This window comes from Paenibacillus dokdonensis, assembly GCF_004916975.1.
Classification (GTDB): Bacteria; Bacillota; Bacilli; order Paenibacillales; family Paenibacillaceae; genus Paenibacillus_AQ; species Paenibacillus_AQ dokdonensis.
The window spans coordinates 305,618-318,480 of the sequence record NZ_STGQ01000002.1 but is presented as its reverse complement, the minus strand read 5'-3'; the positions used below and the strand labels follow the sequence as shown (position 1 = coordinate 318,480).

Below are 12,863 nucleotides of genomic sequence, written 5' to 3'. Positions count from 1 at the left end.
TTAATAGAGGTTGAGGTGATGATAAATGACAACCGCTTTACTCATCATTGATATGCAGATTGCTTTATTTTCCTATGAGGATGAACCCTTATACAGGGGCGAACAGGTACTGGACAACATCCGAGGTTTGACGGATAAAGCCCGTCGTGCCGGAGCGCCGGTCATCTATGTGCAGCACTGCAGCCTGGAGGACGACGAGTTCCGGGAAGGCTGCGCTACATGGCCGATTCATCCGCAGATTGCTCCGCTGGAGACCGATATGATTGTAAAGAAGTACTCATGGGACTCCTTTCATGGAACTCCGCTTCAGGAGCATCTTCAGAAACTGGGGGTCCAGAAACTAGTGATTGCCGGCGGACAAACGGAGTTCTGCCTGGATACGACCTGCCGCAGAGCGTACAGCCTGGGGTACAAAAATATCCTGGTACGGGACGCACACTCGACTTTAGACAGCAAGCAGATGACAGCCCCGCAAATCATTGCTCACCATGAGCATGTACTTGGAGGAAGATTTGTGGAGCTGCAGCCAGCGGCGGAAGTGGTTTTCGCATAAAGTCTAACTTTCCAACGATAAGTTTTGTTTAATAAGCCGATAGTGAGTGATGTACCCATCTATCAATATTATTTTTTAAATACAGGATGAAATAGAGGGATTCACAATGATCCGATATCCATTGATGAGCGAGGGAGCCGTCATCGGCACCACTGCGCCATCGTCAGGTGTGGAAGAAAGCATGCATAACTTGATCCGGGAGGCCAGCAAGCGTTTGGAAAGCGCGGGATTTCAGGTGGTCGCCGGCGATAGCGTATGGACGCAGGAAAAAGCAAAATCGGCTCCAGCCAAGGTTCGTGCCGCCGAGTTTAACCGGATGCTGCGTGACGATGCTATTGATTTGATCGTGCCTCCTTGGGGAGGAGAACTGTTGATTGAAATTCTGGAGTTTCTTGATTTCGAACAACTGCCGGAGAAATGGATTCTCGGCTACTCCGATATCAGCCTCCTGCTGCTTGCGATTACGCTTAAAACGGGTCTGGCGACGGCTCACGGAACCAATCTCATAGATTTGAGAGGCGAGTATTCCGATGAAACGTCCGCCATGTGGCGCACGGTCCTGTCCACGAAAACAGACTCGTCCGTTCTTCAGCACTCTTCGGCGAAATTTCAGAAGGAGTGGAAGCACGATGCGCCATCGCCATGCGTGTACCATCTGACGGAACCAACCGAGTGGAAAACGGTGTCCGGCGGCAAGGTCAGCATGAAAGGCCGCCTGCTGGGCGGCTGCATCGACGTGATCCGGCATGTGATCGGTACGCCGTATGGCGATGTCCGCAGCTTCCAGCAGGAGCAGATCGGCGGGGAGCCCATCCTCTGGTATCTGGAAAACTGTGAGTTGAATATGGCCGACCAGCGCCGATCGCTGATGCAGATGAAGCTGGCGGGCTGGTTTGACCACTGCTCCGGCCTGATGTTCGGAAGAAGCCCGGCGAATCGTCCTGTTGAAGGTTACACTGCCGAGGATATGTACCGGGAGCTGGCAGAAGAGCTGCAGGTACCGGTCGTTTACGATATCGACTGCGGGCATGTGCCTCCCCAGATTACCTTGATCAACGGTGCGTACGCCGAGGTTGAGGTGGAGAGCGGTCAGGGATCAATCACGCAGTATTTTAGGCCGTAAGATGCGCAGCCACCCTAAAACTAAACGCCAAAGGACAGCCATGTCCCGAGGCGTTTTTTCTATTCCATTACATAAGGATCATGGAGGCTATACCTTAAAAAATCACCAGACCACAACACAGGAGACCATGCAGCCTTCGCCCTCCGGGCAGTAGTATAGAGGCAAGCACGAAACGTGCATAAGAGGTGAAGGAGGCTCGTCATGTCAAGCAGAACGGAAACGGATGCGCGCTTGCCTGCCAGCATGAAGCGGAAGACGAACAAGGACAATGGCATTTGGCGATTGATATGGAAATACAAGGCGCTTTATTTAATCTCCATCCCCAGCATCCTCTATTTTCTGATCTTCAAATACATTCCGCTGGGCGGCTCGATTATTGCATTCCAGGACTACAATATCTTCAAGGGCTTTAGCGGCAGCGATTGGGTCGGTTTTGCCCATTTTGCCGAAATGTTCAAGCATTATGACTTTTTGCGGATTTTGAACAATACGGTGCTGATTGGTCTCTATGATCTGATTTTTTCTTTTCCGGCGCCGATCATCCTGGCGATTCTGCTCAATGAGCTGCGGCTGGTCATGTTCAAGCGTGTCATTCAGACCGTGGTGTACATGCCGCATTTTCTCTCCTGGGTCGTTATCGCCGGGATGTCCGTGGCCATTTTGTCGCCGACTACAGGGGTTTTGAATCAACTGCTCGTATTATTCGGGATCGATCCGCTATATTTCCTTGGTGATAATTCCTATATCCGCGGAGTGCTTGTCGGTTCAGGCATCTGGAGGGATACAGGCTACGGAACGATTCTTTATTTGGCGGCTCTCGCCGGCATTAATCCCGAGCTGTATGAAGCGGCGCAAATCGACGGGGCCAACCGCTGGAAGCAGACGCTGCGAATCACCCTGCCGGCACTGCTGCCGACGATCATGATTTTGTTCCTGCTGCATATCGGCAAGTTTCTGGATTTTGGCTTTGAGCGGGTATGGGTATTCCTGAACGCGCTGAATACCGAGAATGGCGAGATTCTGGATACGTACATTTACCGCGCGGGCCTCTTGTCCCAGCAGTATGGCTATACGACAGCAGTCGGGTTGTTCAAGTCGGTCGTCGGGCTTGTGCTTGTGATGATGGGGAATTTATTCAGCCGAAAAACAACGGGCGAAAGCTTGTACTAAAAGGGGAGGGGAAAACAGAATGTACGGTGCTGCATCCAAAAGCTACAAGACGTTTAATGTGTTCAATATCCTGTTCCTGACCCTGCTCGGGCTGATGATGTTCCTTCCGTTCCTGAATGTCATCGCACAGTCGTTCAGTTCTTCCAGTGCCATTACCGCAGGCAAAGTCACCTTTTGGCCGGTGGATTTCACTCTGATAAACTATGAGTATGTGTTTAGCGATGCATCGATCTGGCGGGCCTTTGGGGTGTCGGTGTTCGTAACGATTGCCGGAACGATGATCAACCTGATTGCAACCGCGACGCTGGCATATCCGGTATCGAGACCGGAATACGTGGGCAGACGGATTATCGTATTGCTGGTGCTGGTGACGATGATTTTCAGCGCACCGCTTATCCCGAATTTCCTGCTCATCAAAAATCTCCACATGATGAATACGCCTTGGGCGTTAATCATCCCGGGCGCGGTCAGCGCATTCAATTTTTTCGTGATGCATTCCTTTTTCAAGCAGCTGCCTCCGGAGATCATTGATTCCGCACGGATTGATGGCTGCGGCGAGCTGGGGATTATGGTCAAAATGGTCGCGCCTCTTTCCAAGCCGGTGATGGCTTCACTCGGGATCTTTTATGCGGTGGGGCACTGGAATGCCTATATGAGCGCACTTTACTATATTGACCAGCCGAAATGGTGGCCGCTTCAGGTCAAGCTGAAGCGAATGTTCGAAACGGATGATATCAGCATCGATCCCGGTGCTTCACAGTTCAGTGATCTGGCGCATACCTCCCCCGAAGGGATCAAAATGGCGACCATCATCATTGCCACGCTGCCGATTATTATGATTTATCCATTCTTGCAGAGGCATTTCGTGAAAGGGCTTACACTTGGAGCCGTCAAATCATAAGAAAAACATATAAATGCAGTCAATCTTAAAAAATGACAGGTGAATATGAAGTTGCGACCTCACGGTCTTATAAATTTTAGGGATACAATCTTCTTGCAAAATAGAGCTACCCGCAGCAGTACATTATTCAGAAAAGAGGGGATATGTTTGAAGAAGTGGGCAAGCTTGGCGTTAACCTGTATGCTCGTGATGAGCTTTTTGGCAGGATGTTCGGGTAAGAATGAACCGGCGAAAGAGGAAGCTGCAAGCGGCGGGGAGAAGAAGACTGAAGCTGCGGATGAGGTGACGAAGTTCTCTATTTCACTGCGGACGTTAAACTTCGGATATGTGGAGAAATCACCGGATATCAATGCAGACAAATGGGTGAAAAGAGTAGAGGACCTTACGAAAACGGATATGGACATCCGCCTCGTACCGCATAAGGAATATGAGCAGAAAATGGTGCAGATGTTCGCAACCAACGATATCCCCGATGTCGTGCAGGGTCAAGGCGGCACAACCGGCAAGGAAATGGCGGGATCGGTAGAGGCAGGCGTGTTCATGCCGCTGGATGATCTGCTCAAAGAGTATGGCCCGAACCTATTGAAAAAAATACCAAAGGAAGCATGGAATCGGATGTCCTATCAGGGTAAAATTTATGGTATCCCGGAGTGGCTGGGGAATCCTTCCCGCCGGGCCACGTGGATTCGCAAGGATCTTCTGGATCAAACGGGACTGCCTGTACCTAAAACTGTAGATGAGTATCTGGATGTTCTGCGGGCCTTCAAGAAGCTGGGCGTAGAGAATCCTTATATGGGGCGCCAGGATTTCAAATACGCCGACACGTTCTTCGGCTCCTATGATGTGTTTCCTTATCTGAGCCAGTTTGAAGAAGCAGACGGTCAGGTACAGCCGAAATTCATGGATTCAGAGAATATGGTGAAAGCGCTATCTACGTACAAGACGATGTTTGACGAAGGACTTATTAATAAGGAATTTGCAACAATCAACCCAACCACGTTCAAAAATACGATCCTGGCCGGCAAAGCAGGCATCTGGACGATGAATGCCAACGAGCTGATCCAGTGGCAGACCCAGCTGCAGGATACCGTGAAGGATGCCAAGCTTGAAATCATTCCTTCTCCGGTCGGACCGGACGGCAAAGGCGGCTATTATCTGTACGGCGATGTGGCCCGCTCTTACTTCATCAACGCCAAATACAAGCATCCGGAAAAAATCATTCAATTTTTCGACTGGATGGTATCAGATGAAGCTGAACAATTTTTTACCTACGGTGTTGAAGGTGAGAATTTTACCAAGGAAGGCGACAAAATCAACTATAAGCAGCCAACCGATGCCCAGGCTGTGGATGAAGAACGCTACCGTCAGGCATTTCTGTGGATGGTTCAAGATACAACCTATAACAAAGGATCGCTCAATTTGACCGAAGAAGGCAAGAGCCTGATGAGCGTCTTTGACAACACGCTGGCGAATGAAGGCCGGGATGGGATTGAATTCGATCCGCGTCTGGAAGCGTTGAAGAAAAATCCGGATATCGCGCCGCTGTCCGATACGCCTCCGCCGCTCCTGATCACCCATATGGTGAAAATGGTGTACGGACAGGAGCCGATCGACAATTGGCCAAAGGTCATCGAAGAGTGGAAATCCAAGGGAGGCAGCGATGTCCTCAAGGAAGCCAATGAAAGATATCAGTCCAAGGAAGGCGTATTCCTGCCGAGAAAATAGGGCTTAGGCTGCATCGGTGATTCGGATACCCCTTCCGCATATGGAATCGAAAGGAGCTGCTTGCTTCATGTACCGAGTTCTTATTGTTGACGACGAGCCCATGATTCTGAAAGGATTGACGGTATTTTTGCAGCAGTCCGGGGTCAGCATCGCCTCCATCCGCTCAGCTTCGAACGGTGAAGGGGCGCTTGCGGCGATCAGGGAAGAGCTCCCCGATTTTGTGTTTACGGATATCCGGATGCCGGTCATGGATGGGCTGGCTTTATGTGCACAAATTGCGGAGATGGATCAAAAGATTCAGACGGTGGTCATCTCCGGGTACGACGATTTCACGTATGCGCAGACCTGCATCAGCTATGGAGTGAAGGAGTATCTCCTTAAGCCGATCAGCAAGCGCGATTTACAGGATACGCTCCGTAAGCTCATTCAGCGCGCAGAGGCTGCGAAACCTGCGTCCGCCTACTTGTCTGTAGCCAAGATGGATGAATGGATGGCGGAGATTGAACAGGCGGTCTATTACATGAACCAGGAGCAGGTCACGCAGCTATTGCAGGCCTGGGAGCAGGAAATCGCCACCTATCATATGCAGGATGAACAAAGAATCGAAATGCTGCAAGAGTTCCATGTGCTGCTGATGAAGAAGCTGAAGGCCAGGGACGTGAACATCGAGCTGCGTCCACTGCTGGAATTGAAGCAGGGCATGCCTTTTCATACGGTATATAAGCAGTTTACAGGGAGCATTCAGGACACGTTGGATAGCTTGTACAGACGGAGAAAGGGCAAGCTGAAGGACCCCATTGAGGAAGTGAAAATGTACATCGAGCAGAATCTCGGGAGTGAAGTATCTCTGGAGGAAGCGGCTGATCTGTTGGGACTGCATCCGAACTACTTCAGCGTCATGTTCAAACAGATGACCGGAGAGACCTTTGTTCAGTACCGTACCAAGCGCCGTATGGAGTATGCCAAGCGGATGCTGGGCGAAGAGCGGTACAGAATTACGGATATCTCGTATGCGGTTGGATATGCCGATCACTCCAACTTCACCAAGACGTTCAAGAAATACGAGGGTATTTCGCCTTCCGAATATCGGCAGAAGATGGGAATCTGATGTTCCGTATTTTCCGCAAAAGCATTTCGCACCGGATTTTCGGTTATTTCATGATACTGATCATTATTTCACTATCGGTGGTCGGCACCATCACGTATTTCCAATCCTCCAAGCTGCTGGACCGGCAGCTGGAGCGTTATCTGTCGCAAATGATTACGCATGCGGCCTATCATACGGACCTGTATCTGCAAACCTTTGATAATGCGAGCAAAACCATCCTGTCCAACGGAGATGTACTGAAATTCGTGGAGATGGACCCGGACAACGGTTACCAGTATTATGAGCTCTCCAAGAAAATACAGAGTCAGGTATTCGATTCGGCATTCATTATCTATCCGCAGATCGAGCTGATTTATATCATTAACCAGGACGGCAAGGCCATTACGACCAAGGATATCATTCAGGATGAAGTGAAGGATTACAAATCCTATTACCAGCTAATCGAGAAGAATCTGCCGGAAAATGGTCTGGGTGCACTCATCAATTCAGCTTCGGTAGCCCCCGAGGACGACCAGTATATTACGTTTGTCCGCCGGGTACGCGGTATTGTGTCGCATCAGCCGAGAGGGATTCTCGGGATGAAGCTCAATACGCGGGAAATTTCCAAGCTGTGGGGTCAAATGGATCTGGGGGAAAAAGGATATTCCTTCATTATTGACAGCAAGGGAAATTTCGTTAATAAGCCTGAGAATGTGGCGGCGGATATGTACATGGACGAGGAAATCAAGCAGAAGCTGCTTGCCGGAGGCGAGGATACCTTCACAGCACGTGTTGGCGGGGAGAAACGGATGTATGTCTCCAAATCGCTGCACGCTGCCGATTGGCGTATGGTCATCTCGGTTCCGGTCAGCGAGCTGCGCGAGCCGATTATGAATATTCGTTACACCACGGTCATAGCGGGTGCAGTAACACTGCTGATTGCCTTATGGATTGCCGGCCGTTTCGGAAAATCGCTTGTCCAGCCGCTGAAAAAGCTGGTGCGGAACATGCGGCTCATGGAAAAGGGAGAATGGCAGATTATCGATGCGGAAGACCGGCAGGATGAATTCGGATATCTCATTTTGAATTACAACAAGATGCTGACCCGGCTGTCGGAGATGATCGAGAGGGTCTATGAGGCGGAGCTGAAGTCGCAAAAGACGGAGCTGAACCTGCAGAGGATTGCGTTGGAGCAGCATAAAGCCGAGTTTCAGGCGCTTCAATTGCAGATCAACCCCCACTTTCTGTACAACACGCTGGAAACGATCAAGTGTTATGCCGTCGTACAGGATTCCGAGGAAATTATGGATATGGTCGAGGCGATGGCATCGATGCTGCGCTATGCCATCCAGACCAGTTTAACGGAGATTACGGTCGTCAATGAGCTGAAGCATGTCTTGAATTATATGACGATCCTCCAATACCGGACCCAAAGGCAGTTCGAGCTGGATGTGAATATTCCGCCGGATTTGCTCCTGCATAAAATGGTCCGGCTTACCCTGCAGCCGTTGATCGAGAATATGTTTCAGCATGCCTTTCCAAACGGGATTCAGGATCATCACCGGATCGGCATTCATGCATTTGTAGTAGGGGACTGCTTTCATCTGGCCGTTGAGGATAACGGAGTGGGGATGACGGAAGAAAAGCTGCATGCGGTACGTGAGAAGCTGCGCCTGAATCAGTTAGCCGAATCGGATTCCCATTCTTTGTATCACAAAGGCGGACTGGGGCTGATGAATGTGCATCGCCGCATTCAAATGGTGTATGGCGACACGTACGGTTTGTCTATCGACAGCATCTTTCAGGAGGGAACGAGGATTACGATATCACTGCCGCTTGACGGCAGTATCACTTGCATATATGAGGAGAGAGTAGGATGACAATTCAGCTGCAAGGAAAGATCGCGTTGGTTACTGGTTCAAGCTCAGGCATTGGGCGCCACATTGCGGAGACACTTGCTGCGGCAGGCGCTGCCGTTGCCGTTCATTACCGCAAGGGAAAAGAAGAAGCGGAGGCTGCCGCCGCAGAAATGATCCGTGCCGGCGGCAAAGCAGCCGCATTCTACGCGGATGTGACGAAGATTGAAGAAATGGCGGCGATGGTGGAGGAGGTTCAGGCCCAGCTTGGCGGGACGATTGATATTTTGGTCAACAATGCCGGCGATTTGATTCAGCGGGTGACGAATGCCGAAATGACCGAGGAGCATTACATGCGCGTCATGGACGTGAATCTGAAGTCCTGCGTATTTTTGAGCAAGCTGGTTATTCCGGGCATGACCGCCAAGGGGGCAGGAAAGATCATTAATCTGACCTCCGTAGCGGCACATGACGGTGGCGGGCCTGGCGCATCCATCTACGCGGCGAGCAAGGCCGCCGTCATCACCTATTCCAAGGGGCTGGCCAAGGAGCTCGCTCCTCAGGGAATTAACGTAAACTGCATGTCACCGGGATTTATCGGACATACATCCTTTCATGCCACGCATACCACGGATGCGGGACGGAAGGCGACAATAGCGAAAATTCCGCTCGGCCGCGAAGGCACTCCGCAGGATGTGGCGGACACGGCACTGTTTCTGGCCTCCTCCTTGTCGGACTACCTGACGGGAGAGACGATCGAGATTAATGGCGGATTATTCATGCGCTAATCAAAACAGAGGATGGAGGCATGTCTTTCATGAGCATCACGAATGCGTTGTACCAGCCTTTAAGCGGGGATTTAACAGTCCAGTACCAGCCCAGTGAGGAAATCAGGCTCAGTGAAAATCCGCCGCGGTTCACCTGGATACCCGCCAAGCTGGAGGATGACCGTTACACGCTTGAGATCTCACCTTCTCCCGATTTTGATCAAGGGGAAACAAAGGTCTACGGACCGCTCCCCTATAACTTTTTCACACCGGATGAGGCTTTGCCGCCGGGCATCTATTACTGGCGCTACGCACTGGTTGAAGGATCCGGAGCAGATGCGTCGCAGTCGGAGTGGAGCCGGGTAAGGAGGTTTGAAGTTCCTGATGACTTGCCAAAAACGCCGCTAGCCTCCCGTTCCAACCGTTACGGAGAAGTCATGAGCGGACATCCGCGGCTGTGGCTTCAGCCGGATGAGCTTGAAGCTTTCAGTGGTAGGGTGGAGCAGGACGCGTCTGATATGGGCTGGCAGAACTTTTACGAGCTGTCGGTTAAGCCGTGGTTAAGCCGGGAGCTGATTCCGGAACCGGCCCCCTATCCGGATAACAAGCGGACTGCTGCACTCTGGAGGCAGAGCTATCTGGACTGCCAGGAGATGTTGTATGCTATCCGGCATTTGAGCATCGCGGCTATCGTTCTAAAGGATAAGGAGCTGATCAACCAGGCCAAACGCTGGCTGCTTCATGCCGCTTCATGGGATGCGAACGGCACGACAAGCCGGGATTATAACGATGAATCCGCCTTTCGGATCGCGGGGGCGCTCGCCTGGGGTTATGATTGGCTGTACGATGAACTAACGGCAGATGAGCGCGAGCTAATACGTGAGAAGCTGCTGCATCGTACCCGTCAGGTTGCCTTTCACGTCATCGAACGCTCCAAAATTCATCAGGTGCCTTACGACAGTCACGCGGTCCGTTCCCTGTCCTCTGTGCTGGTACCCTGCTGCATCGCTCTGTTTGACGAGGAACCGGAAGCCAGGGATTGGCTCGATTATACCGTGGAGTATTATTACACTCTTTTTTCTCCTTGGGGCGGTGAGGATGGAGGCTGGGCAGAAGGTCCGCATTATTGGACCACGGGCATGGCATATCTTACCGAGGCGCTGGATTTACTGAAAAATTTTGCGCATCTGAATGTATTCCAGCGTCCATTTTTCCAGCATACGGGCAATTTTCCGCTGTATTGTTATAGTCCTACCACCTCTACCCGCACCACGTTTGGCGATAACTCTACTCTTGGAGACGATATCATCAAAAAGGTGGGCTACAATATCCGGCAGTATGCCGGTATTACGGGCAATGGCTGGTATCAGTGGTATTTTGAGCAGCTGAAAGACAGAAATCCGGAAGCGGATTTGATGTTTTACAACTACGGCTGGTGGGACTTCCACTTTGACGAGCTGCTGTACCGCCACAATTATCCTGTTATTTCGGCGGTAGAGCCGTCCGGCATTGAACCGGTCAAATGGTTTCGCGACGTTGGCTGGGTAGCCATGCATCACAAGATGCATGAACCAAATGAGCAAATCTCGCTTGTAACCAAATGCAGCCGATACGGCTCCGTCAGCCACAGTCACGGTGACCAAGGCGCATTCATGCTGCATGCCTTTGGTGAACCGCTCGCGATCGAAAGCGGCTATTATATTGCCTTCAACAGCTCCATGCACCTGAATTGGCGCAGACAGACCTGCTCGAAAAATACGATTCTGATCGATGGTCAGGGTCAGTTTGCGGATATGAATAAGGCGCTCAACATTGCGGCCAAGGGTGAAGTGGAGGATGCCTTTCAGGGTAAGGATTATGCCTATGTGCGCATGAACCCGACGCAGGCTTATCTCGAGCATGTCCCTTACTTGAAGCAGTATAAGCGGGAGATCTATTTTGTGCAGAATGCTTATTTCGTCATTGTGGATTCAATCGATCTGGAGCAGCCGGGGCGGATTCAGTGGCTGTTTCATACGCTCTATGAGATGGAACTGAAAGGGCAGTCGTTCCATGTTCATGGCCGGCAAGCAGATATGGAGGGCAGGTTTATTTTCAGCTCGGCAGGGGACTTGGTTCTGACCCAGTCGGATGAGTTTACCGGCGTAGACCCGGCAGAGATCGAGGGGCTGGCAAAGCACTGGCATCTCAGCGCTGAAACTCAGGCCGCGGCATCACACCGGATCGCCACGCTGCTTGTACCCAAGCACCATAGTGAGCGCGGCAAATATGTATCCTATTTTATGGACGATCAGGGCTTCAGCTTTAATCTATACTTAACGGATAACGGGCGAACGCAGAAAATTGAGATTGCCAAGGCTTTTTAAGAGGGCAAATCATCCTGGCAACTGAGAATAAGGAGGAACTCATATGAGCAACATTGGAAAATGGGAAGATGCCGAACCGGGCGTGATCCGTAAAATCATGCAGCCGGGGGCATCGCTAATGATGATGGAGGTTCATTTTGAGGAGGGTGCGGAAGGCTATGAGCATGCACACTCCCATGAGCAGATGTCTTACTGCCTGAAGGGAAAGATCGAATTCACTATTGATGGTGAGAAGACCATTATTTCCGCAGGTGAAACCATTGTCATTCCGGGCGGTGCGAGGCATGGGGCTAAGGCGCTTGAGCCGAGCGCGCTGCTGGACTGCTTCACGCCGCTGCGCGAGGACCTGATTCGCAGATAGTATACTTAATAGAAGGAAGTCCGATCCGGGGCTTCTTTTTTTCTTTTCTATGAAAATTCAGGATCATACCAGCTCAGCTAGAAATTATGTTAGTATTTGGAAGTGGTAGATTTTTAAAATACATAAGGCAATACCCAAGGGAGAGATGCGAATTGATAGAAACGGCGGAAACTTCAAAAGAACGCGTAATATCCATCCGCAATTTGGAAATGAGTTATGGAAGCAAGCCGATTTTGCAGGGAATTGATCTGGACGTGTACGAGGGGCAAATTATCGGCTATATCGGTCCAAATGGCGCGGGCAAAAGCACAACGGTCAAAATCATGCTCGGTCTGGTAGAGGGTTACCAGGGAGAGGTGCGGATCTTTGGCAGGGACATCGCGGACGGGGACATCGAATACAAGCGGCGTATAGGCTATGTGCCTGAGGTAGCGGAGCTGTATGACAGTCTCACCGCGCAGGAGTATCTGGGGTTTGTGGGTGAGCTGTATGGACTTACGCAGCGGAAGGCTGACCATAAGGCGAGACGTTTGATGACTAAATTCGGGCTGGAAGAGGTTTATTTTGACCGGATATCTTCATTTAGTAAAGGGATGCGGCAGAAGGTGCTCCTCATATCGAGTCTGCTGCATAATCCGGATATCCTGTTCCTGGATGAGCCGCTGAGCGGTCTGGATGCCAACAGCGTCATGATCGTGAAGGAAATTCTGGCCGCGCTGGCGGCGGAAGGCAAGACGATTTTTTATTCATCGCATATTATGGACGTTGTGGAGAAGATCAGCAGCCGTATTCTGCTGTTAAACGGGGGACAGATTGTCGCAGACGGCAGCTTTGAGGAGCTGCGGGAGCAGTCGCATGAGCGCTCGCTGGAGCAGATTTTCAACGATTTAACGGGATTTCATGAATATAAGGATGTGGCGGCGTCATTTGTATCGATCGTCCAAGAGGTGTAGC

At 51.0% G+C, this 12,863-nt stretch carries 11 protein-coding genes; all 11 read left to right on the top strand.

Translation table 11 applies throughout. The features are described 5' to 3' along the window. Positions 1-25 precede the first annotated feature (25 nt). The 11 genes from E6W40_RS19485 (at position 26) to E6W40_RS19435 (ending at position 12,862) form a co-directional block, all read left to right on the top strand. Entirely contained in the window at positions 26-553 is a 528-nt protein-coding gene (locus tag E6W40_RS19485) for a cysteine hydrolase family protein (protein WP_136607291.1), read from the top strand. Positions 554-659: 106 nt separating this feature from the next. Beyond that, positions 660-1,676 carry a S66 family peptidase gene (locus E6W40_RS19480; RefSeq protein WP_136607290.1) on the top strand — a complete coding sequence of 339 codons (1,017 nt, stop codon included), beginning with the start codon at positions 660-662 and terminating at the stop codon, positions 1,674-1,676. 243 nt (positions 1,677-1,919) lie between these two features. Continuing rightward, positions 1,920-2,846 carry an ABC transporter permease gene (locus tag E6W40_RS19475; protein ID WP_136608156.1) on the top strand — a complete coding sequence of 309 codons (927 nt, stop codon included), beginning with the start codon at positions 1,920-1,922 and terminating at the stop codon, positions 2,844-2,846. A 19-nt stretch (positions 2,847-2,865) separates the two neighbouring features. Then, positions 2,866-3,747 (top strand): carbohydrate ABC transporter permease, encoded by an 882-nt coding sequence (locus tag E6W40_RS19470; protein ID WP_136607289.1) that lies wholly within the window; start codon positions 2,866-2,868, stop codon positions 3,745-3,747. Positions 3,748-3,894: 147 nt separating this feature from the next. Continuing rightward, the gene (locus E6W40_RS19465; protein WP_246073109.1) at positions 3,895-5,472 is read left to right on the top strand and encodes an extracellular solute-binding protein; all 1,578 of its coding nucleotides are present in this window, start codon (positions 3,895-3,897) and stop codon (positions 5,470-5,472) included. Positions 5,473-5,539: 67 nt separating this feature from the next. Continuing rightward, positions 5,540-6,580 (top strand): response regulator transcription factor, encoded by a 1,041-nt coding sequence (locus E6W40_RS19460; RefSeq protein WP_136607288.1) that lies wholly within the window; start codon positions 5,540-5,542, stop codon positions 6,578-6,580. Then, a complete protein-coding gene (locus tag E6W40_RS19455) occupies positions 6,580-8,439 on the top strand; it encodes a cache domain-containing sensor histidine kinase (protein ID WP_136607287.1) in 1,860 nt (619 codons plus the stop codon). The genes E6W40_RS19460 and E6W40_RS19455 overlap by 1 nt, the downstream gene beginning before the upstream one ends. Beyond that, positions 8,436-9,203: an SDR family NAD(P)-dependent oxidoreductase gene (locus tag E6W40_RS19450; RefSeq protein WP_136607286.1), complete on the top strand. Its 768-nt coding sequence runs from the start codon at positions 8,436-8,438 to the stop codon at positions 9,201-9,203. Before E6W40_RS19455 ends, E6W40_RS19450 begins: the two co-directional genes overlap by 4 nt. Positions 9,204-9,232: 29 nt before the next feature. Continuing rightward, the gene (locus E6W40_RS19445; protein WP_168928987.1) at positions 9,233-11,548 is read left to right on the top strand and encodes a DUF4962 domain-containing protein; all 2,316 of its coding nucleotides are present in this window, start codon (positions 9,233-9,235) and stop codon (positions 11,546-11,548) included. A 43-nt stretch (positions 11,549-11,591) separates the two neighbouring features. Next, positions 11,592-11,909: a cupin domain-containing protein gene (locus tag E6W40_RS19440; protein WP_136607285.1), complete on the top strand. Its 318-nt coding sequence runs from the start codon at positions 11,592-11,594 to the stop codon at positions 11,907-11,909. Between the two features lie 209 nt (positions 11,910-12,118). Further along, entirely contained in the window at positions 12,119-12,862 is a 744-nt protein-coding gene (locus E6W40_RS19435; RefSeq protein WP_246073163.1) for an ABC transporter ATP-binding protein, read from the top strand. Position 12,863 lies beyond the last annotated feature (1 nt).